The sequence below is a fragment of the Kitasatospora sp. Xyl93 genome, from assembly GCF_055383135.1.
Genome location: NZ_AP029185.1, coordinates 2,962,501 through 2,984,424 on the forward strand (window position 1 = coordinate 2,962,501; position 21,924 = coordinate 2,984,424).

General features: G+C 73.9%; 15 protein-coding genes (1 of these 15 only partly in view). 9 read left to right on the plus strand and 6 right to left on the minus strand.

What is annotated here, in order from left to right; translation table 11 throughout:
• Positions 1–776, minus strand: partial view of a S66 peptidase family protein gene (locus ACZ5GH_RS13030; protein WP_464334320.1) — the 5' portion only. 181 nt of this gene lie to the left of the window's left edge; the window shows 776 of its 957 coding nt (coding positions 1–776); its start codon is at positions 774–776; the stop codon falls past the left edge of the window.
• Positions 777–1,052: 276 nt separating this feature from the next.
• Positions 1,053–2,627 (minus strand): APC family permease, encoded by a 1,575-nt coding sequence (locus ACZ5GH_RS13035; protein ID WP_464336820.1) that lies wholly within the window; start codon positions 2,625–2,627, stop codon positions 1,053–1,055.
• A gap of 327 nt (positions 2,628–2,954) precedes the next feature.
• Here ACZ5GH_RS13035 and ACZ5GH_RS13040 point away from each other — a divergent pair, with 327 nt between their 5' ends.
• Together ACZ5GH_RS13040 and ACZ5GH_RS13045 are read left to right on the plus strand one after the other, a co-directional pair.
• Entirely contained in the window at positions 2,955–4,070 is a 1,116-nt protein-coding gene (locus ACZ5GH_RS13040) for an ABC transporter substrate-binding protein (RefSeq protein ID WP_464334321.1), read from the plus strand.
• A gap of 248 nt (positions 4,071–4,318) precedes the next feature.
• Positions 4,319–5,620: a DNA polymerase III subunit gamma/tau domain-containing protein gene (locus ACZ5GH_RS13045; protein ID WP_464334322.1), complete on the plus strand. Its 1,302-nt coding sequence runs from the start codon at positions 4,319–4,321 to the stop codon at positions 5,618–5,620.
• A gap of 81 nt (positions 5,621–5,701) precedes the next feature.
• On the opposite strand, the gene ACZ5GH_RS13050 is transcribed toward ACZ5GH_RS13045, so the two are convergent.
• Positions 5,702–6,268, minus strand: coding sequence for an NUDIX hydrolase (locus tag ACZ5GH_RS13050; RefSeq protein WP_387760832.1), 567 nt, complete (start codon positions 6,266–6,268; stop codon positions 5,702–5,704).
• A 124-nt stretch (positions 6,269–6,392) separates the two neighbouring features.
• On the opposite strand from ACZ5GH_RS13050, the gene ACZ5GH_RS13055 reads away from it, so the two are divergent.
• The gene (locus ACZ5GH_RS13055) at positions 6,393–7,382 is read left to right on the plus strand and encodes an ATP-grasp domain-containing protein (RefSeq protein WP_464334323.1); all 990 of its coding nucleotides are present in this window, start codon (positions 6,393–6,395) and stop codon (positions 7,380–7,382) included.
• Positions 7,383–7,435: 53 nt separating this feature from the next.
• Here the strand turns inward: ACZ5GH_RS13055 and ACZ5GH_RS13060 are convergent, their stop codons facing one another.
• The gene (locus ACZ5GH_RS13060; protein WP_464334324.1) at positions 7,436–11,473 is read right to left on the minus strand and encodes an ABC transporter ATP-binding protein; all 4,038 of its coding nucleotides are present in this window, start codon (positions 11,471–11,473) and stop codon (positions 7,436–7,438) included.
• Positions 11,474–11,763: 290 nt separating this feature from the next.
• Positions 11,764–12,441 carry an SACE_7040 family transcriptional regulator gene (locus ACZ5GH_RS13065; protein ID WP_387757047.1) on the minus strand — a complete coding sequence of 226 codons (678 nt, stop codon included), beginning with the start codon at positions 12,439–12,441 and terminating at the stop codon, positions 11,764–11,766.
• A gap of 132 nt (positions 12,442–12,573) precedes the next feature.
• Here ACZ5GH_RS13065 and ACZ5GH_RS13070 point away from each other — a divergent pair, with 132 nt between their 5' ends.
• The 4 genes from ACZ5GH_RS13070 to ACZ5GH_RS13085 all read left to right on the plus strand — a co-directional run bounded on the left by ACZ5GH_RS13070 (position 12,574) and on the right by ACZ5GH_RS13085 (position 19,043).
• A complete protein-coding gene (locus ACZ5GH_RS13070; protein WP_464334325.1) occupies positions 12,574–14,283 on the plus strand; it encodes a carboxyl transferase domain-containing protein in 1,710 nt (569 codons plus the stop codon).
• A gap of 152 nt (positions 14,284–14,435) precedes the next feature.
• The gene (locus tag ACZ5GH_RS13075; RefSeq protein WP_464334326.1) at positions 14,436–16,694 is read left to right on the plus strand and encodes an acetyl/propionyl/methylcrotonyl-CoA carboxylase subunit alpha; all 2,259 of its coding nucleotides are present in this window, start codon (positions 14,436–14,438) and stop codon (positions 16,692–16,694) included.
• Positions 16,691–17,677: a hydroxymethylglutaryl-CoA lyase gene (locus tag ACZ5GH_RS13080; protein ID WP_464334327.1), complete on the plus strand. Its 987-nt coding sequence runs from the start codon at positions 16,691–16,693 to the stop codon at positions 17,675–17,677. The genes ACZ5GH_RS13075 and ACZ5GH_RS13080 overlap by 4 nt, the downstream gene beginning before the upstream one ends.
• Before the next feature lie 175 nt (positions 17,678–17,852).
• The gene (locus tag ACZ5GH_RS13085; RefSeq protein ID WP_380668090.1) at positions 17,853–19,043 is read left to right on the plus strand and encodes an acyl-CoA dehydrogenase family protein; all 1,191 of its coding nucleotides are present in this window, start codon (positions 17,853–17,855) and stop codon (positions 19,041–19,043) included.
• Positions 19,044–19,201: 158 nt separating this feature from the next.
• Here the strand turns inward: ACZ5GH_RS13085 and ACZ5GH_RS13090 are convergent, their stop codons facing one another.
• Complete coding sequence (locus ACZ5GH_RS13090; RefSeq protein WP_464336821.1) at positions 19,202–19,678, minus strand: universal stress protein; 477 nt, start codon at positions 19,676–19,678, stop codon at positions 19,202–19,204.
• Positions 19,679–20,107: 429 nt separating this feature from the next.
• Between ACZ5GH_RS13090 and ACZ5GH_RS13095 the strand changes: the two genes are divergently transcribed.
• The gene (locus tag ACZ5GH_RS13095; RefSeq protein WP_387757039.1) at positions 20,108–20,395 is read left to right on the plus strand and encodes a hypothetical protein; all 288 of its coding nucleotides are present in this window, start codon (positions 20,108–20,110) and stop codon (positions 20,393–20,395) included.
• A 434-nt stretch (positions 20,396–20,829) separates the two neighbouring features.
• Positions 20,830–21,924 (plus strand): HAD family hydrolase, encoded by a 1,095-nt coding sequence (locus tag ACZ5GH_RS13100; protein WP_464334328.1) that lies wholly within the window; start codon positions 20,830–20,832, stop codon positions 21,922–21,924.

Here is a 21,924-nt window from a genome sequence, read left to right on the forward strand (position 1 = left end):
CGTCCGCAACCCTCCCAGGAGCCGAGGACCAGGCCGGCCACCCCGTCGAGGGCGCCGGAGCGCAGGAGCTGGGTGAGCAGCCGGTCGAGTTGGTAGGGGTGTTCGTTCACGTCCTCGAGCAGCAGTATGTCGCCCTCGTACGAGGGCCGGGCCGCCGGCGTGCCGCGCTCGGCGGTGAGGACGTGGAGGCAGCCGCCGGCCGTGACGCCGCGGGCCCGGCCGGGGATCAGCGGGGCGGCGGTGGGTGAGGTGAGGACGGTGACGGCGGCGGGGTCGAAGAGGGTGCGGCGCAGGTGCTCGGCGGTCGGGCCGTCGGAGACGAAGGAGGCCCCGGCGGCCAGCGGTCCGTACAGGGTGGCGAGGCCGAGCCGCTGGGCGAAGGCCTCGTGCAGGGAGCTGACGTCGCTGAAGCCGATGAAGGGCTTGGGCCGGGCGGTGCGCATCGCGGTCCAGTCGAGCAGGTCGACGATGCGGTGCACGCCGTACCCGCCGCGGGCGCAGATGACGGCGTCGACGGTGGGGTCGACCCAGGCGGACCGGAGGTCGTCGGCACGGTCGGCGTCGGTGCCGGCCAGGTAGCCGAGGGCGGGGTGGGTGTCGAGGACGTGCGGGGCGACGGTGACGCGCAGTCCCCAGGAGCGGAGGATCGCGCACCCGGCGGCGAGGCGTTCGGCGTCGACGGGGCCGCTGGGGGCGACGACGGCGATGTGGTCGCCGGGGCTCAGGTGCGACGGGCGGGTCAGCCCCTGGCCGAGTGTGGTCGGGTGCTGGTCCATGGCCGGGCCGCCTTTCGGGCGCGGGAGCGGGATGCGGGCGGTCGCGCCGTGGCCGCGACCGCCCGGTGACGATATGCCCCTGGGTCGACCGGCCGATGTGCGCGGGTGGCGGTCCGCTGTTCGGCCGGTTCCCGCGGGAGGCGTCCTGCAGGAGCGCGGGAAACGCGGCAGGGCCGTCCGGGATGGACGGCCCTGCGCAGGCCCGTGCTGGTGGCCGTTCCGGGACGGCCGGCAGCACAGGCCGACAACCGCTTCACGCGCCCGCCGGTCGTGGCGTCACTCCTCCACGACCAGCGCCTGGGTGTCCTTGCGCAGCGTCTCGCCGCGGAAGAACTCCGGCCGGACGAAGCCGTACCAGGTCATCAGCCCGGCGCCGAGCAGCAGGATGCCGACGCCGATCACGAAGACCGAGCCGATGCCGAGGACCGAACCGCTGCCGTAGTCGGGGGACCAGGCATCGGTGAGGGTCTGCAGGAAGACCGCGCTGAGCAGCACACCGCCGAGGAGCGGGGCGACGCCCTTGAGCAGCAGGTCGCGGGCACCGGTGCGCAGCGACCGGCGGAAGTGCCAGACGCAGGCGAAGGCGGTCAGCGCGTAGTAGAAGCAGATCATCAGACCGAGCGCCAGGATGGTGTCCTGGACGACGTTCTCGCTGATCAGACTCATGCCGACGTAGAAGACCGCGGTGGCGATGCCCGCCGCGACGGTGGCGTAGCCGGGGGTGCGGTAGCGCGGGTGGACCGCGCCGAAGCGCGGCGGCACGGCGCGGTAGGCGCTCATCGCGAGCAGGGTGCGGGCCACCGGGATGAAGGTGGTCTGCAGGCTGGCGGCGGCGCTGGCGACGACGGCCAGGAAGAGCAGGATGCTCCACGGCGAGCCGAGCACCGGGCGGGCCAGCGCGGCGAAGACGTTGTCGGCGGTGGCCGGGTTGCCGAGGCCGTTGCCGGTGCTGCCGACGCCCGCGAACATCTGGGAGGCGATCGCGACCAGCAGGTACGAGCCGACCAGGGTGACCATGGAGATCATCGCGGCGCGGCCGGGCGTCTTGGCGCTGCCCTGGGTCTCCTCGTTCATGGTCAGGCAGGTGTCCCAGCCCCAGTACATGAAGATCGACAGCGACAGTCCGGCGGTGAACGCGCTGAACGAGCTGACCTCGAGCGGATTGAGCCAGGAGAAGGAGAAGCCGACCGAGTCGGGCAGGTCGCCGGCGGCCGCCTTGCCGATGGCGATGACGGAGAAGAGCACCAGGACGGCCAGCTGGAGGCCGACCAGGCCGTACTGGAACCACTTGGTGGCGGTCATCCCCCGGTAGCTCATCGCGGTGGCGCCGGCGATCAGCAGGACCACCGTGAGCAGGTGGACGGCCTTGTTCTGGTCGAGTTCGGTGACCCAGTCGCTGCCGGTCATCTCCCCGAGCATCAGGTACAGGAAGTCGGTCGCGACCCCGGCCAGGTTGGAGAGCACGATGATGGTCGCCACCGTCAGGCCCCAGCCGGCCATCCAGCCGACCCGGGGGCCGAAGGCCCGGACGCCCCAGGTGAAGGACGTGCCGCAGTCCGGGAAGTCCTTGTTCAGCTCCTTGTACGCGAACGCGACGAGCAGCATGGGCAGGAAGCCCGCGAGGAACACCGCGGGCATCTGGACGCCGACCGCGGTGACGGTCGGGCCGAGTGTGGCGGTCAGGCAGTAGACCGGGGCGACCGTCGAGACGCCCAGCACCACACTGCTCAACAGGCCGACGGAACCGCCCCGTAGGCCCTTGTCCCCCGCTCCCCCAGCGGTCCCCTGATCCGCGGGGACTCCACCACTGGTGCCACTGACCGGGGCACCCTGCGGAGCGCCGGGCGCCATTGCCCGGCCGCTGCTCGTGTGCTCTGAGAGCTGCTGATCAAACACCAGCGCACCCTAGATGCGGGTACGGAAGGTTGAGTAGACCAACCCTTGGTGATCTGAGCCACGTGCTTCGATTCCTCCCCATGGAGGGCGAGCCGGCTGACGTATTAGCGGCCGCTCAACGCAGGTACCTTTGTTTCAAAGGGGTCGGGTCAAGAGAATTTCTCCGTTTTGCCAAGGTTCGACACGGTTTGCCCTTGCGCCGCGGGCAGGGCCGGCAGTTCACCACCGCCGGAATCGGATAGGTTTGCCTAACCTAATCTCAACCCGTGAACGGAGCGTCGCGTGTCCCCCACCTCCGACGACCTGGCCCTCTCATCCCGCACCTCCGGCCGCCGCCGGTTCCTCACCACGGCGATCGCCGGCGGGGCGGTGCTCGGCCTGGGCGGACTGCTCACCGCCTGCGGCAGCTCGGGCGGATCCGGTGGATCCGGCGGCGGCGGCGGTTCGACCCCGGCCGGCGGCGGCGCCTCGCCGAACCAGAAGTCGGTCAAGCAGGGCGGCGACGACTACGCGACCGTGGTCGAGAAGATGAAGGGCTTCGGCACCGACGCCGCCCCCGGCGTCTACCCGCGCACCCTCAGGCACGCGATGGGCGAGACCGTCATCCCGGCCAGGCCCACCCGGGTCGTGGTGCTGGACACCGGCGAGCTCGACAACGTCGTCGCCCTCGGCGTCCAGCCGGTCGGGGTCGTGCACACCGACGGTTCCAAGTCCCTGCCGTCGTACCTCAAGGACAAGGCCGGCAGCCCCGCCGCCGTCGGCACCATCAACAGCCTCAACCTGGAGGCCATCGCCGCGCTCAAGCCGGACCTGATCCTCGGCAGCCAGCTGCGCGCCCAGGACCAGTACGCGCAGCTTTCCAAGATCGCGCCGACCGTCTTCTCGCTGCGCCCCGGCTACCCCTGGAAGCAGAACTTCCTGCTCAACGCGAGCGTGTTCGGCCTGGAGGCGGAGGCCAAGGCGCAGCTCGACGCGTACCAGGCGGCGGCCGCGGCGATCGGCGCGAAGCTCGGCGACAAGCGGCCCACCATCACGCCGCTGCGCTTCATGCCGGGCCGGACCCGGCTCTACGCCGAGCTCTCCTTCATCGGGACCATCCTCACCGACGTGCCGCTGCCGCAGCCCAAGATCGAGCAGGTCCAGGAGCTCGCGGTGGAGGTCAGCCCGGAACAGATCGACAAGGCCGACGCCGACTGGATCTTCTACGGCGTGTACGGCAGCCCCAGCTCGACCAACCAGGACGCGGTGCTGGGCGGCGCGCTCTGGAAGACCCTCGGTGCGGTCAAGTCCGGTCAGGCCCGGCCGGTTTCGGACGAGACCTGGTTCCTCGGGCTCGGTGTCATGGCGGCGAACGCGGTGCTCTCCGACCTCAAGGGCTTCGTCGCGCCCGGTAGTTGATCCCACCCGGCGGCGTGGGGCCGGTGTTGAGGGCGGGGTCGACGGGCGGTACCGGGCGTCGACCCCCGCCGGGGGCAACGGTGTTCGCCGGACGCTGTCCTGGACGATCCGGGGGTGGTTCCGCGAGGGTCCCGCAGGGGTGTCGCAGCCTTCTCGCGGTGGTATCGCGCACTCCGTCGGGTCCGACGCTTGGAGCTGATCGCCTGGTGCGGGAGGATCGTCGGGACCATTCCCCGAAGGGCCCGCAGATGACCTCGCTCCATCCCGCCGTAACCGACCCGTCCCTGCCCGGTCCGCCCGGGGACAGCGCCGGATCGTCGCCCCCGTCCGCCGCGACCGGCCCGATGTGCTCGATCGCGACCGCCGCCGAGCCCGGTGCGGCCGCACCCGCCGCCCCGGACGGGGCGGCGCGCCAGGGCGGTGCGACGCGCCACGACTCGGTGCCGCGGCCGCGCAGCCGGTACGACGCGGAGGCGCCGCCCGTCCTGCCCGCGCCCGGCCCGGAGGCCGACGGCGACCCGGCCGACGGCGATCCGACCACCGAGCGGCTGCGGGCGGCGTTCGCCGACCGGCTGCGGACCGCGCGCGCCCAGGGCCGATCCGTCGCCGAGCTGGCGGAGGCGTGCCACCGACCGGTCGCCGAGGTGCGGGCCCTGCTCGGCGCGGACGTGGACACGGAGGAAGGCACGGACGCGGAGGCCGAGGAGGCCGAGGACGGTCCCGCCGCGCCCGGTGCTTCCACCGACCGCGCTGCCGCGGCACCCGAGGCCCTCGACGGACCGACCGGGAGCGGGGCCAGGGCCGGGTTCGTCCGGTTCGGGTCCGTCGCCGCGCCGGCCGAGGGCTCCCTGTCCGTGCCGGGCCCGCGTCCGGTGCGCGAGGAGCCGCGGATCCTGGTGTCCCGGCGGCCGTCGCCCTCACGGCGACTGCGCCGGATGCACCCGCAGGCCGACCAGACCGGGCAGGGGGCGACCGCACGGGAGACGGCCGCGTCCGGCCCGACCGGAACGGGCCTGCCGGGTGCCGCCGGCTGGACGGACGGACCCGGCGGCGCGGCGGGAGCGGTGGCGCAGGTGCCGCCGCTCGGAGCCGGAGTTCGAGCCGATGCCGGGGGCTCCGGCGCGGCCGGCTCCTTCGTCGTCGGTCCCGGTGCCGGTCCCGCTACCGGTCCCGGTGCCAGTCCCGCCGCCCGCCCGTCCGCCGGGGCCTCGTGGGCCGAACCGCCGCTCGGCATCCTGATCGGCGGCAGCCCCGGGCCCGCCGAGGCGCCCGGTCGGCCGGAGGAACGCGAGCCGGTCCGGGTGGCGGCCCGGCCGATCCGGGTCGGCCTCGGCACCTGCCTGGTCGTGCTGCCGTCCTGGCGGCCCGCCATCGCCGTCTCGGTGTCGACCGACCAGCTGCTGTCCGCCACCGGGCTCGGCTTCGAGCAACTGGCCGACGCCCGGCTGACGGTGCTGATGAACCCGGCCGCGCTGCACGACCGGGAACTTGAACTGCACGGCTGGGAGCCCGCTCCGGCCGGGCGGGCCCGGCGCGGCGGGCGCGCGTAGTCCTGCTCCGCCGGGCCCCGTTCAGCCCCGCTCAGCCCCGTTCAGCCGCGTTCGGCCACGTCCAAGCGCGGTCAGCGGCGTTCAGCCGTCCTCGGACGAGCGGGCCGGGCGGGCCTGGCGGGTGACCGGGGCGTTCGGGACGTACCCGAGGTCCACGGGCACCGGCGGCCGCCCGTCCACGGCCCAGCCGGCGCGGACCGCGTCCAGCAGTTCCGGCAGCGCGGGCGGCCAGAGCGCGTCGGCGTTCTCGTCGGCGAGGTCGGCCGGGGTCCACCAGCGCCAGTCCAGGATCCGGTCGAGGGCGTGCACCGCGCTGACGTCGCCGACCGGGCCGCGGTGCGGTCCGCCGGTGAGGTAGATGTGCTCGTGCTGGCGGACCGGAGTGCCGTGCCAGGTGAAGTCGTGCTCCCAGGTGCAGAGCAACGGGCCGGGTTCGAGGTCGGTCCAGCCCGTCTCCTCCCACAGCTCGCGCCGGGCGCCGTCCCACGGCGTCTCGCCCGGTTCCAGTCCGCCTCCCGGCATGGTCCAGTGCACGCCGATCTCGTCGTTGTCCGAACGGAGCAGGAAGACCGAGCCGTCCTCGTCCAGGACCACCGTGCGGGCGGCCTGCCTCGGCCGGCGTCTGGGGGAACGCAGCAGATTTCGCATCGGGTCACTCTCGCAGCGGTCGCCCGGAGGCGTCGAGCGGATTCGGCACTCCGGTCGGGTGCTCGATCCGGCCGGTCCGTCGTGGCGGGCGCGGGACCCGCCGGGCGGCCGTACTCTGACGGCCATGCCCGTACCCGCGATCATCTTTCCCGCCGATCCGCTCAACCCGCGCCGGCCCGACCCGCATTTCGCCTGGGAGGCCAGGATGCTGCGGGAGTTGGGCGGCGACCACCACCTGGTCGACCACGACGGGCTGCTCGCCGGCCGGGCCGAGGAGGCCGTCCGGCGGGTGCCGCGGGACAGCGGCCCGCTCTGGTACCGGGGTTGGATGCTGCCCTCCGCCCGGTACGCCGACTTCGCCGCCGCGCTCGCCGCCCGTGGCGGCAACCTGCTGACCAGCGCGCCCGGTTACGCGACGGCCCACGAACTGCCCGGCTGGTACGACGTGTTCGAGGGCGCGACGCCGGCCAGTGCGTGGATCCCGTCCGCCGGACCGGTGGTGCCCGGCCCGGCCGAGCTGGCGCAGGCCGCGGCCCGGCTCGGCGGGCAGGGGCCGGCGATCGTCAAGGACTACGTGAAGTCGCGCAAGCACGAGTGGCACGAGGCCTGCTACGTGCCCGAGTTGGCCGACCTCGCGGCCGTCGGCCGGGTGGTGGAACGGTTCGTCGAACTGCAGGGCGAGTTCCTGGCGGGCGGCGTGGTGCTGCGGCGGTACGAGGAGTTCGAAGGCGCGGGCGTCCCAGCGGAAGGGCCGGTCATGGAACCGGACACGGCACCGGACACGGCACCGGTCATGGACGGCGCTGACCGCGTTGCCGGCGCTGACGCCGTTGCCGGCGACGAACGGGCCGTGGAGGCCCGGGTGTGGTGGCTCGACGGCCGGCCCGTCCTGGTCGGGCCGCACCCGGACGCCCCGCGCCGGGCCGTCGAGCCCGACCTCACCGACGTCCCGGCGCTGGTCCGCAGGCTCGGCTGCCGCTTCGTCACCACCGACCTCGCCAGCCGGGCGGACGGCTCCGGCTGGCGGGTGGTCGAGGTCGGGGACGGCCAGGTGAGCGACCTGCCGCGCGGGATCGACGCCTCGGGTCTGCTGGCCGCGCTGATCGCCGCCTGACGGCCCGTGCGTGACGGGCCGCCAGGCGGTTCGCAGGCCGGCGGTGGGAGGGTCTATCCGGCGGCGACGGCCTTGACCGCCGGGTGGCCGTCGGCGATGAACGCCTGCCAGAGCCGGGCGTAGGTGCCGCCCCGGGCGAGCAGTTCGGTGTGGGTGCCGTCCTCGACCACCCGGCCGTGGTCCAGCACGATCACCCGGTCGGCGCGCTCGGCGGTGGTGAGGCGGTGGGCGATGACCAGGGTGGTCCGGCCGCCGCTGAGCCGGTCCGCGGCCTGGTTGACCATCGCCTCGGTGGCCAGGTCGAGGGCCGCGGTGGCCTCGTCGAGCAGCAGGATGTCCGGGTCGACCAGCTCGGCCCGGGCCAGCGCGATCAGCTGGCGCTGGCCTGCCGAGAGGTTGCGCCCGCGGCCGGCCACCTCGTGGTCGTAGCCGCCCGAGAGCCGGACGATCATGTCGTGCGCGCCGACCGCCCGGGCCGCCGCCTCGACCTCGGCCGCCGAGGCGTCCGGCCGGCCGTACGCGATCGCCTCGCGGACCGTGCCCGCGAACAGGTACGCCTCCTGCGGCACCACGCCCAGGCGGTGGCGGTACTGCGCCAGGTCGTAGCGGGTGAGGTCGACCCCGTCCACCCGGACGGTGCCCTCCGTCGCGTCGTAGAACCGGGCGACCAGCTTCACCAGCGTCGACTTGCCGGCTCCGGTCTCACCGACCAGCGCCACCGTCTGCCCCGCCGGGATGCGCAGGTCCACGCCGCTCAGCACCGTCGGGGCGCCGTCCGCACCGCCGTTGTAGGCGAAGCCGACCCCCTCGAAGGAGATCTCGCCGCGCAGCCCCTTGGCCACCGGCACCGGGTCGGCCGCCTCGGCGGTGGTGGTCCGGGTGCGCAGCAGCTCGCGGATGCGGCCGAGGCCCACCGAGGCCTGCTGGTAGCCGTCGAAGACCTGGGACAGCTGGTTGACCGGCGCGAAGAACAGGTCGATGTACAGCAGGTACGCGACCAGCGCACCGACCGTCAGCGTCCCGGCGTCGACCCGGGCGGCGCCGACTATCAGCACCAGCGCGGCGGCCAGGCTGGAGAGGAACTGGACGAACGGGAAGTACAGCGAGATGTAGAGCTGGGCCCGGACCCGGGCGTCGCGGTAGGCGATGCCGCGGGCCACGAAACGGTCGGTGTTGGTGTCCAGGCGGCGGAAGGCCTGGACGATCCGCATGCCGGCCACGTTCTCCTGGAGGTCGGCGTTGACGGCGCTGATCAGGTCGCGGGAGCGCTCGTACTGGTCCCTGGACTTCTTGCGGAACACCAGGGTGGCGATCACCAGCAGCGGCAGGACGGCGAAGACCACCAGGGCCAGGCCGGCGTCGATGATCAGCAGGGCGGCGAAGATCCCGGCGAAGGTCAGCAGGCTGACCACGGCGGTGACCATGCCGGTCTGGAGGAAGGAGGTCAGCGAGTCCAGGTCGGTGGTCATCCGGGTCATGATCCGGCCGGTCAGCTCGCGCTCGTAGTAGTCCAGGCCGAGCCGGTTGAGGTGGGCGAAGATCTTGAGCCGGAGCGTGTAGAGGACGCGCTCGCCGGTACGGCCGCTGACCCGGTTCTCGGCGCCCTGCACCGCCCAGTCCAGCAGGACCACGACGAGGGCGGTGAGCGAGGCCACCGCGACGCCGCCCATCAGGCCCTTGCGGACGCCCTCGTCGATGCCGTGCCGGATCAGCACCGGCAGCACCAGCCCGGCGGCCGCGTCCAGGGCGACCAGCAGGAGGGCGATGAGCAGCGGGGCGCGGAAGGCGCGCAGCAGGCGCCAGAGGGTGAAGTCGGGGTCGCCGGCCTCGGCCTCGGCGCGGGGCACGGCCGGGGTGTCGGAGGCGGGCGGGAGGGCCGCGACCTTGTCCAGCAGGTCGGCGTCGGCGGTGCGGGCGGCCTTGGCCAGGGCGGGGGTGGGGAGGGTGGGGGCGGCCTGGGTTCCGCCGGTTCCGGCGGCGGCCTGCTGCTCGGTTTCCCGCCCGGACGCCGTTGCGGACGCCGTTGCGGACGCCGTTGCGGGCTCCGTTGCGGGCTCCGTAGCGGGCGCCGCTTCGTCGGCTGCCTCCTCGGGGGCTGCCTCTTCGGAGGTGGACTGCCGGCCGGTGCGACCGGCCTCGGGGTCGGTGATCAGGGCCCGGTACTGGGGACATCGGGCTTCGAGTTCCTCGTGGGTTCCGAGGTCCAGCAGCCGGCCGCGTTCCAGGACGGCGATCCGGTCGGCGAGTTGGAGGGTCGAACGGCGGTGGGCGATCAGCAGCGTGGTGCGGCCGGTCATCACCGAGCGCAGCGCGTCGTGGATCTCCGCCTCGATCTGCGGGTCCACCGCCGAGGTGGCGTCGTCCAGCAGCAGGATCCGGGGGTCGGTGAGGATCGCCCGGGCCAGTGCGATGCGCTGGCGCTGACCGCCGGAGAGGGTCAGGCCCTGCTCGCCGACCTTGGTGTCGTAGCCGTCCGGCAGCGCACGGACGAACTCGTCGGCCTGGGCGGCGCGGGCAGCGGCGAACACCTGCTCGTCCGTGGCGTCCGGGCGGCCGTAGGCGATGTTGGTGCGGACCGACTCGGAGAAGAGGAAGCTCTCCTCGGGGACGATGCCGACCGTCGCGCGGACCGAGTCCAGGGTGAGGTCGCGCAGGTCGTGGCCGTACAGGCGGACGGTGCCGGCGGCGGGGTCGTAGAAGCGGGGCACCAGCTGGGCCACCGTCGACTTGCCGGAGCCGGAGGCGCCGACCAGGGCGAGGGTCTCGCCGGGGGCCAGCTTCAGGCTGAGGCCGTGCAGGACGGGGGCGGGGTGCTCGGGGTCGTAGCGGAACTCGACCTGGTCGAACTCCAGGGCGACGTCGGGGGTCAGGGCTCCGACGGGGGTCAGGGCTCCGACGGGGGTGCCGCTCGCCGAGGTGGCGCCGCTCGCCGGGCTGTCGCCGTGCGCGAGGTCCAGGGTGCGGGCGTCCGGGCGCTCCTGGACCAGGGGGCGCTCGTCGACCAGCTGCAGCACGCGCTCGACGCCGGCCCGGGCCTGCTGGCCGACGGTGATGACCATGGTCAGCATCCGCACCGGGCCGGTCATCTGGGCGACGTAGGTGGAGAAGGCGACGAAGGTCCCGAGCGTGATCCGGCCGTCGACGGCCAGCCAGCCGCCGAAGGCCAGGACGCCGACCTGGGCGAGCGCCGGGATCGCCTGCATCGCCGGGTTGTAGCGGGCGTTCAGCCGGATCGACCGGAGCCGGGCCGCGAAGAGGTTGCGGGAGGCCGTCTCCAGCTTGTCGAGCTCCTGCGCCTCCTGGCCGAAGCCCTTGACCACGCGGACGCCGCCGATCGCGCCGTCCACCACGCCCGCGACGGCGGCCGCCTCCTGCTGGGCGGCCCAGGTGGCGGGGAAGAGACGCTTGCGGCTGAGCACCGAGACCCACCACAGCGCGGGGGCCATGACCAGGGCGATCAGGGTGAGCGGCGGGGACAGCCAGACCATCACGACCAGCGACATGACGAACATCAGCAGGTAGCCGGTCATCATCGGCAGCATCGAGAGCAGGCCGTTGACCAACTGGAGGTCGGAGGTCGCGCGCCCGACCACCTGGCCGGTGTCCAGCCGGTCCTGGCGGTGGCCGTCGAGCCGGCCGAGCGAGCGGAACAGGTCGCTGCGCATGTCGTGCTGGACGTCGAGCGCGAGCTGGCCGCCGTAGTAGCGGCGGACCTGGGTGCAGCCGAAGACCACGAGGGCGGCGAGCAGCAGCACCACCGCCCAGGGGGCCAGCGAACGGGTGTGGGCGACGATGACGTCGTCGATGATCAGCTTGGTGACCAGCGGCACCAGCGCGGTGACGGCCATGCCGAGGAGCGAGGCACCGAAGGCGAGCAGCAGGCTGCGACGGGATCGCCAGCTGTAGCCGACCAGGCGGCGCAGCCAGCCGGCCGACTCGGTGTTCTCGGCGGCGGGCTCGGCGTCTTCGGCGGCCGCTCCGGCGTTCTCGGCGGCGCCCTGCGGACTGGCGACGGGGACCTCCGGGGTCGGGCCGGGGGCCGGGGGGCCGCTCGGGGATTGCTCCACCGTGGATCCGTGAGTCTCAGGCATATTTAGGGATGCTAACCATTTCGTCGGGTGGCCGCCACGCCGCTTCCGATCCGGGCGAGGTCGGGGCGGGCCGGGGCAGCCCGGATCGTCCGGTCCGGCGGACAGGCCAACAGCCTGCGGCCTGCGCTGATTCCCGATCGAACACGCGCAGGGCCGGTTCGCCTCCCGGCCGCTTCCAGGGTCACCGACGGCACGCACCGCGCCCAGCGGCCCGGGGACGGGCGGGCGCCATCCCTTGGGACTAGGCCTAGGGACGGGCCGCCTGCCGAGGCGCGCGGGGTCCACAGGACTCAGGACCCGGCGGGCGCCGCATCGTCGCGAGGGCCGTCGCCGGGGCCGGCGGCGGAGTCCGCGGCCGCCGCGAACGCGCCGTGGGCGAGGGTGTGGAGCAGCGCGGCCATGCCGTCCCGCTGGAGGGCGGTGCGCTCCCCCTGGTCCGGGTTCGAGCCGAGGCTGTGCGGGGTGGAGTTGATCAGGCCGAAGACGGCGTGCACGGTGGCGCGCGCCACCGGCTCGGCGGCGGGGTCGGCCAGTGGCGGGTAGGCCTGCCGGACCACGTCCACCCACAGTTCGACGTAGCCGCGCTGGAGGCGGCGGACGGTGCGCCGGTCCTCCTCCTTGAGGTTCAGCAGCTCGCGGTCGTGCAGGGTGATCAGGTCCCGGTCGTCCAGGGCGAAGTCGACGTGGCCGCCGATCAGCGCGTCCAGTGCGGCGACCGGGCCTTCGCCGCCGCCCGCCCGGCGGCGCCCTTCGTCCAGCAGGCGCTCGCTGATGCCGATCAGCAGGTCCGCGAGCATCGCGTCCTTGCCGGCGAAGTGGCGGTAGAGGCCCGGCCCGCTGATCCCGACGGCCTTGCCGATCTCGTCCACGCCCACCCCGAGGAAGCCGCGGGCGGCGAACAGCCTCGCCGCCTCCCGGCGGATCTGGTCGCGGCGGGGGAGCGCGGAGGCGGCGGGGACGTTCGGCATGCCGCCCATCGTAGACAGTCGGGTTATCGGCCGTTAACCTGGCCGCGTAAGTTAACGTTAATTAACGTGGCGATCACGGGCGGACCGCACCCGGCTGCCCACCTGGTGCCGAGGGCAAGGGAGCTCTTGGGAATGGTCATCTCAACCACCGGTACACCCCCCGGTGTCCGGCTCAGCGCAGCGACCGGCACGGCGGCGCCCGGCGCCGCACCGTCCGCGGCCGCCGCACCGGCCCCCCGGCTCGGCAGCTCGGTCGACCCCGGCTCGGAGGCCTACCGCGCCAACACCGAGGCGCACCGGGCCCTGGTCGCCGAGCTGCGCGCGAAGCTCGACGCGGCCGCCCTGGGCGGCGGTGCCAAGGCCCGCGCCCGGCACACCGCCCGCGGCAAGCTGCTGCCCCGCGACCGGGTGGACACCCTGCTCGACCCGGCGTCCCCCTTCCTGGAGCTGGCCCCGCTGGCCGCCGACGGGATGTACGACGGCGCCGCCCCCGCGGCCGGTGTGATCGCCGGCATCGGCCGGGTCGCCGGACGCGAGGTGGTGGTGGTCGCCAACGACGCCACCGTCAAGGGCGGCACCTACTACCCGATGACGGTGAAGAAGCACCTGCGCGCCCAGGAGGTCGCGCTGGAGAACCGGCTGCCCTGCGTCTACCTGGTGGACTCCGGCGGCGCCTTCCTCCCGATGCAGGACGAGGTCTTCCCGGACCGCGACCACTTCGGCCGGATCTTCTACAACCAGGCCAGGCTCTCCGCCGCGGGCATCCCGCAGATCGCCGCCGTGCTCGGCTCGTGCACGGCCGGCGGCGCCTACGTCCCGGCGATGAGCGACCAGGCCGTGATCGTCCGCAACCAGGGCACGATCTTCCTGGGCGGGCCGCCGCTGGTGAAGGCCGCCACCGGCGAGGTGGTCACCGCCGAGGAGCTGGGCGGCGGCGACCTGCACTCCCGAACTTCGGGCGTGACGGACCACCTGGCCGAGGACGACGCCCACGCCCTCTCCATCGTCCGCAACATCGTCGCCGGGCTCGGCCCGCGCGAGGCCAGGCCGTGGCCGCTCACCCCGGTCGAGCCGCCGGCCGTCGACCCGGCGGGCCTGTACGGGGCCGTGCCGGTCGACCCGCGCACGCCCTACGACGTGCGCGAGGTGATCGCCCGCCTGGTGGACGGCAGCCGGTTCGCCGAGTTCAAGGCCGAGTACGGCTCGACCCTGGTCACCGGCTTCGCTCGGATCCACGGCCACCCGGTCGGCATCGTCGCCAACAACGGCGTGCTGTTCTCCGAGTCGGCCCTCAAGGGCGCCCACTTCATCGAGTTGTGCGACCAGCGCGGTATCCCCCTCCTCTTCCTCCAGAACATCACCGGGTTCATGGTCGGCCGGCAGTACGAGGCGGGCGGCATCGCCAAGAACGGCGCCAAGATGGTCAACGCCGTCGCCTGCACCCGCGTCCCGAAGCTGACCGTGGTGATCGGCGGCTCGTACGGAGCCGGCAACTACTCGATGTGCGGCCGGGCCTACTCACCCCGCTTCCTGTGGATGTGGCCGGGCGCCAAGATCTCCGTGATGGGCGGCGAGCAGGCGGCCTCCGTCCTCGCCACCGTCCGCCGCGACCAGCTGGAGGCGCACGGCGAGCAGTGGCCGGCCGAGGCGGAGGAGGAGTTCAAGCGCCCCGTCCGCGAGCAGTACGAGCGCCAGGGCAACGCCTACTACGCCACCGCCCGGCTCTGGGACGACGGCGTGATCGACCCGATGGACACCCGCACCGTCGTCGGTCTCGCCCTCACCGCCTGCGCCAACGCCCCGCTGGCACCGCCCGCTCCGTACGGGGTCTTCCGCATGTGACCCCGTCCCGTCCGGCTCGTGTCACCCCTGCGTCCGTGATCCCTCCCTTCCGGGTGTGACTCCCCGCAGCGCCGGCCCACCCGGGCCGGCGCCCCGACCGCCCACCGCCACCTCCTTCGTACGGCTCCCCTCGACCCGGAGGAACGCCTCCCATGTTCGACACAGTTCTGGTCGCCAACCGCGGCGAGATCGCCCTGCGGGTGATCCGCACCCTGCGGCGACTCGGCGTCCGCTCGGTCGCCGTGTTCAGCGACGCGGACGCCGACGCGCCGCACGTCCGCGAGGCCGACGTCGCGGTCCGGCTCGGCCCGACCGACCGCAGCGACAGCTCGGCGGCCGAGACCTACCTGCGGACCGACCAGATCCTCGCCGCCGCCCGCCGCACCGGCGCCCAGGCCGTCCACCCCGGCTACGGCTTCCTCGCCGAGAACCCCGGCTTCGCCCGCGCCTGCGCCGACGCGGGCCTCGTCTTCATCGGACCACCTCCCGGTGCGGTCGAGCTGATGGGTGACAAGATCAACGCCAAGGAGGCCGTCCGGGCCGCCGGTGTCCCGGTGGTCCCCGGCAGCCAGGCCACCGCCCCCACCGACGAGCAACTCGTCGCCGCCGCCGCCGAGATCGGCTACCCGGTGCTGCTCAAGCCGTCCGCCGGTGGCGGCGGCAAGGGCATGCGCCTGGTACGGGACCCCGCCGACCTGCCCACCGAGATCGCCGCGGCCCGCCGCGTCGCCCGCACCGCCTTCGGCGACGACACCCTGCTGCTGGAGCGCTGGATCGACCGGCCGCGCCACATCGAGGTGCAGGTGCTCGCCGACGCCCACGGCACCACCGTCCACCTCGGCGAGCGCGAGTGCAGCCTCCAGCGCCGCCACCAGAAACTGATCGAAGAGGCTCCCTCCGTTCTCCTCAATGCCGAGACCCGCGCCGCGATGGGCGCCGCGGCCGTCCGCGCCGCGGAGTCCTGCGGCTACACCGGCGCCGGCACCGTGGAGTTCATCGTCCCCGGCATCGACCCGGACGCCCCCGCCTCCGCCGCCGAGGGGGTGCGGGACTTCTTCTTCATGGAGATGAACACCCGTCTCCAGGTGGAACACCCCGTCACCGAACTCGCCGTCGCGGTCGGCGCGGACTCGGCCAGGCTCGACCTGGTCGAGTGGCAGCTGCGCGTCGCCGCCGGTGAATCGCTCTCATTCGCCCAGTCGGACATCTCCTTCCAGGGCCACGCCATCGAGGCCCGCATCTGCGCCGAGGACCCGGAACGGGACTTCCTGCCCACCGGCGGCCGCATCCTCACCCTGGACGAGCCCCGGGGCGAGGGCATCCGGGTCGACTCCGGGGTGGCCCCCGGAACCGTCGTCACCAGCGCCTACGACCCCATGCTCGCCAAGGTCATCGCGTACGGGCCCGACCGCCCGACCGCACTGCGTCGGCTCCGCGCGGCGCTGGCCGACACCCGCATCCTGGGTGTCACCACCAACACCGGCTTCCTGCGCCGACTGCTCGCACACCCCGAGGTCGCCGCCGGCCGGCTGGACACCGGCCTGGTGGAGCGGACGGCGCAGGAGCAGCCGGCCCTGCTCACCGCGCCGTACTCCCCCACGAACGCGACCACCCCGGACGCGCCCGCAGCGGCCGAACCGCCGGCTCCCGCTCACCTCCTCTACTACGCGGCCGCGCTGGCGCGGCACCTGGAACTCGCCCCGGCCGCCGACCCCGATGGCTGGACCGACCCGTTCTCCCTTCCCTCCGGCTGGCGCCTGGGCGGCACCCCCGCCTGGACCACCCACCGACTCCGGACCCCCGGCCAGGACCCGATGGCGGTGCGCATCCGTCCGATCACTGCGGGCAACGTAGCCGATGCCACTGACAATTCCGCCGGCCCCACCCGCGAGGTGGAACTCCGGCTCGGCGACGGCCCCGCGCACCGCGCCCGCGCGACCCTGGCCGGGGACCGGCTGCACCTGACCGTCGACGGCCTCCGGACCACGTTCTCGCTGGCCACCGACGCCACCCCCGGCCTCGCCGCCGGACCGGTGACCTGGCTCGGCACCGAAGGCGACGCCTGGCCGCTGCACGTCTACGACCCCGTCGTCGAGAGCGCCGCCGGGGCCGGCGCGCACCACGGCGCCCTGACCGCCCCGATGCCCGGCACCGTCACCGTCGTCAAGACCACGACGGGCGAGACGGTCCGCAAGGGACAGCCGCTGCTCGTGCTGGAGGCCATGAAGATGGAGCACGTGATCGCCGCGCCGCACGACGGCGTGGTGGCCGAACTGCGGGCCACGGCCGGCGCCACCGTCGCGATGGAGGACCTGCTCGTCGTGGTCGCCCCGGTCGAGGACCCGGCGGCCGGGGACGCCCCGGCCGAGCCGGCGGCCGCCCCCGCCGAGCCCGCGGAGGTCCGGTCGTGACCGCCCCCGCCCGCGAGCCCGACGCCCTCGACCTGGGCCTGCCCGCCCCGGTCCGCGCCCCCGGCCTGCCCGAGGAGGTCCGGATCCACGAGGTCGGACCGCGCGACGGCCTGCAGAACGAGAAGTCCCTGGTGCCGGTCGAGGTGAAGGCCGAGTTCATCGCCCGGCTCGCCGCCGCCGGTCTGCGCACCGTCGAGGCCACCAGCTTCGTTCACCCGAAATGGGTACCTCAGCTGGCCGACGCCGAGGAGCTGGTCCCCAGGATCGCCGACCTGCCGGAGCGCCACCCCGGCCTGCGGCTGCCGGTGCTGGTGCCCAACGAGCGCGGCCTGGACCGCGCGCTCGCCCACCGCACCGCCGACATCGCGGTGTTCGCCAGCGCCACCGAGACCTTCGCCCGCCGCAACCTCAACCGCTCGGCGGACGAGGCCATGGCGATGTTCCGCCCGGTCGTGGCCCGGGCCACCGAGGCCGGGGTCGCGGTCCGCGGCTACCTGTCGATGTGCTTCGGCGACCCGTGGGAGGGCCCGGTCCCGGTCGACCAGGTGGTCCGGTACGGCGCGCAGCTGCTGGAGCTGGGCTGTGCGGAGCTGAGCCTCGGCGACACCATCGGCGTCGCCACCCCGGGCCAGGTCGGCGCCCTGCTGGCGGGCTTCGCCCGGGCCGGCGTCCCGGTCGACCGGCTCGCCGTGCACTTCCACGACACCTACGGCCAGGCGCTCAGCAACACCCTGGCGGCGCTGCGCGAGGGCGTCACCACGGTGGACGCCTCCGCGGGCGGCCTCGGCGGCTGCCCGTACGCGAAGAGCGCCACCGGCAACCTGGCCACCGAGGACCTGGTCTGGATGCTGCACGGCCTCGGCATCCGGACCGGCGTCGACCTGCGCTCCCTCGTCGCGACCAGCGGCTGGATGGCCGAGCGCCTCGGCCGCCCGAGCCCGTCCCGCACCGTCCAGGCACTGCTCGGCTCCACCGGGGGCTGACCTTCCGCCCCGTCCCGGCGCCGGCCGTCCGCACCACCCGGCCGGCGCCGCGCTCCATCCGCACCGCTCGACATCCGTCCGTCCATCACATCGTGCGTCCGTCACACCGTCCGACGGACGCCGGTCACCCCGCTCACGTCCGCGGCCGACCCGGCCGGGCGCCAGGAGGATCACCATGCTCGACCACAGGCTCAGCAGCGAGTACGAGGAACTGCGGCGCACGGTCGCCGAGTTCGCCCAGGACGTGGTGGCGCCGAAGATCGGCGAGTTCTACGAGCGCGAGGAGTTCCCCTACGAGATCGTCCGGGAGATGGGGCGGATGGGGCTCTTCGGCCTGCCCTTCCCGGAGGAGTACGGCGGCATGGGCGGCGACTACTTCGCCCTCGGCCTCGCCCTGGAGGAACTCGCCCGCGTCGACTCCTCGGTGGCGATCACCCTGGAGGCCGCCGTCTCGCTCGGCGCGATGCCGATCCACCGCTTCGGCACCGAGGAGCAGAAGCGCGAGTGGCTGCCCCGGCTGACCTCGGGCGAACTCCTCGGCGCCTTCGGCCTCACCGAGCCGGAGGGCGGCTCGGACGCGGGGGCCACCCGCACCACGGCGCGCTACGACGAGGCCACCGACGAGTGGGTCATCAACGGCACCAAGTGCTTCATCACCAACTCCGGCACCGACATCACCGGACTGGTCACCGTCACCGCGCTCACCGAACCGATCGCTCGTTCGAGTGAAGAGGGCGAATTCCGCTCGCCAGTGCGGGAGATCTCGTCCATCATCGTGCCCACCGGGACCCCCGGCTTCCAGGTCTCGAAGAAGTACTCGAAGGTCGGGTGGAACGCATCCGACACCCGCGAACTGTCCTTTACCGACTGCCGCGTTCCCGCGGCCAACCTGCTGGGCGAGCGTGGCCGAGGCTACGCCCAGTTCCTGCGGATCCTCGACGAGGGCCGCATCGCGATCGCGGCCCTGGCCACCGGCCTGGCCCAGGGCTGCGTCGACGAGTCCGTGAAGTACTCCGGCGAGCGCCGGGCCTTCGGCCGGCCGATCGGCGCCAACCAGGCCATCCAGTTCAAGCTTGCCGACATGGAGCTGCGCGCCCACACCTCCCGCCTGGCCTGGCGGGACGCCGCTTCCCGGCTGCTGCACGGCGAACCGTTCAAGAAGGAGGCCGCGATCGCGAAGCTGTACTCGTCCGAGGCCGCCGTCGACAACGCCCGCGAGGCGACCCAGATCCACGGCGGGTACGGCTTCATGAACGAATTCCCGGTCGCCCGTTTCTGGCGCGACTGCAAGATCCTGGAAATCGGGGAGGGCACGTCTGAGGTCCAGCGCATGCTCATCGCCCGGGAGCTCGGCGTCGGTTCGTGACGACCATGTCCTGATCGTCACCTCCTGAGCCCCGCCCACCGGGTCTGAACACCACTCAACATGCGGCGCCACGGCGGGAGTCGGTGTACCCGAACAGTGGAGGAGGCATCAGGAGGAGACCGGGGAGAGGCGTCGGGAGGCGCCTCGCCGACGAGGCCTCAGGGGATCACGATCACCGGGCGGTTGGCCCGCCGCGCCAGCCGCCCGGAGACCGAGCCGAAGATCTTGCCGAGCAGGCCGTGCGTCGTGCCGACGACGATCGCGTCGGCGGCGTACTCACGGCCGACCTCCTCGATCTCGTGGCAGATGTCCCCGCCGCGCTCGACCAGGATCCACGGCACCCCGGCGAGGAAGTCCGCACAGGCGAGTTCCAGGCCGAGCACCTCCGTCCGGTGGTCGGGGAGGTCGACGAAGACGGGCGGCTCGCAGCCAGCCCAGACCGTGGCGGGCAGGCGGTTGGCGACGTGCACGATCACCAGGCCGCACTGCGAACGGCGGGCCATGCCGACGGCGTAGGCGAGGGCGCGCTCGCTCGACAGCGAGCCGTCGAAGCCGACCACCACGCCGTGCTGGAACACCGGGTCGAGGGACGGTGCCGACGCGTCCTGCCCGGACGGCTCGGCGTGTCCGCCCAGCGGGTCGGCCGAACCGAAGGGCGCCTGCGGGCGCTCTGCGCCCGGGCCCGGGCGGCCCGTCACCGGAGACCCCGCGGGGTCGGCCGGGGGCCCGCCACGCCGCTGGCGAGGCCCTGGGCGGTCACGGCGGGCGAGGCTGCCCCGACGGGCGAGGCCGCGCAGAGCGCGCGCGAAGCCCGGAGAACCGTCGCGCCCCGGGGCGGGCTCCCCTGGCTCCGTCGGTGGCGCGGCGTCGGCCGACCGGGCCTCGCCGGCCGCTCCGGACGTCCCGGCCTCCTCGGCGGCGTCGGCCGGCTCGCGCTCCGTCCGCCCGCCCGGGACGCGGCCCGAGGCCTCGGTGGGTTGCGCGTCGGCTCGTCCGGGGGCACGTCCGTCGGCAGGCCCGCCCGCGCGGTCGCCGCCCGCGCTGCGGTCACCTCCACTGCCGCCGTGCCGACTGCCGTCCCGGCCGCCGTCGTGGTCGTCCCGGAGGTGGTCGACGCGGTCGTCATCGCGGTGGTCGACGCGGTCGTCACCGCGCTGGTCGGCACGCACCTCGGCCCGGCCGTCGGAGCGGTCGGAGGCAGGCCCGCCGTCCGGGCCCACGCTGCGGGGCGTGTCCGGTTCAACCGGTCGGGGAGGCTCAAAACCAGCCATGGCTCACGGCTCTTCGATGGAGAGGGGCCGACAGGAGAGGAGGACAACGCTGCCCGGGCAGCAGGCCCGCCCACGGGATGACGTCGGTCTGCGCCGCGCAGCACCGTATGTGACCTGTTCCTTTCAGAGTACGACGGGCAGGGGGCCCCGCCCAACGGGGAAGCCCCGGAGCGGCGTTGTTCCCGCGAAAGGGGGATGCGCCCGCCGAGGCAGTGCGCCCCGCCGAGAGGCGATCGCGCCCCCTCCGGAAAGGAGGTTCCCTGGAGCTTGACTGAGCGGACCGGGCGGCGCAACAGCCCCACGGGACACCGTGACCGGACTGTCATGGATCGGCGACGATCCGTTGCGGCGCGTCGCGAACCGTGACGTCAGACCTGCCCCGACAGCCCCGGCCGCCCCACAGGCCACCACCCGCCACGGGCCCTCGGAGGCCGTTTCGGCCACTCCGTACGGCTTCGCGACGCCGTCTGGCATTTGCCAGGTGCATAGGCGTGGGCGCTGGCACCATGCTTGGCATGCCCCTGCTCCTGTTCGACCTCGACAACACCCTGCTGCCCCGGGACGCCGCGTACCGGGCCTGGGCGCAGGACCTCCTGTCCGAACACGATCTCCCACCGGGCGACCTCGACTGGTTCGTCACCCTCGACGGCGGCGGCTACGTACCGCGCAGCACCGTACTGTCGGCGGTCCGGCGCCGCTACGGGCTGGACGTCTCCGCCGACTTCCTGATTGCCCACTACCGACGCGGCATCAACTCCCACATCCACTGCCCGCCCCGGCACATCGAGGCGCTGCGTGCCGCCCGGGCCGCCGGGTGGACGCTAGGGATCGTCAGCAACGGCGGCACCCGGCCGCAGTTGGAGAAGATCCGGCGGACCGGACTGGGCCCGCTGGTCGACGGCTGGGTGATCTCCGAGGAGGCCGACTGCGTCAAGCCGGATCCGTTGATCTTCGAGCTGGCCGCCCAACGGTGCGGCATCGCCCCCACCGGGGACTGGGCCGAACACACCTGGATGATCGGGGACCACGCGCCCGCCGACATCGCCGGTGCCGAACTGGCCGGGCTGCGCAGCGTCTGGCTGCACCACGGCCGGCCGTGGGCGGAGAGCGGCTACCGGCCGACGCTGAAGGCGGCCGGTCTGCCGGAGGCCGTCGGCCAGGTGCTGGCCGCGCGGAACGCGCCATCGCCCCGGCCGGGCGTCCGCTCCGACGGGCCGCTCCGGAAGGCGGCAGCGGGGATGCCGGTACGCGCGACGGCGCTGGTCGGCGCACGGTCCGGCGCACGTCCCGCGGTGGCCGCTCAGGAGGGTCCGAGTGCATCCGTCCCCGCCACCGCCGGGACGGTCGGCGAACCCGTCGCCGCAGGCGGGCCGGGTGTCCGAAACCGATCCAGCGGGTTTGCCGTGATCGCCGAAGCCCGCACGGAGGCCGGAGCGGGTGCCGGCTGCCGAGCGGGTGGCGGACCGGGCCGGGCCGCGGACGCCCTCCGCCCCGCACCGGTCCCGGCCGCAGCCATCCGCCCGACGCCCCTCGTCCCCCGTTCCGGGGCCGGTAGCGCCGCATCCGCCGCCACACCCGCCACACCCGCCACCGTGGCGGCCGCCCAGTAG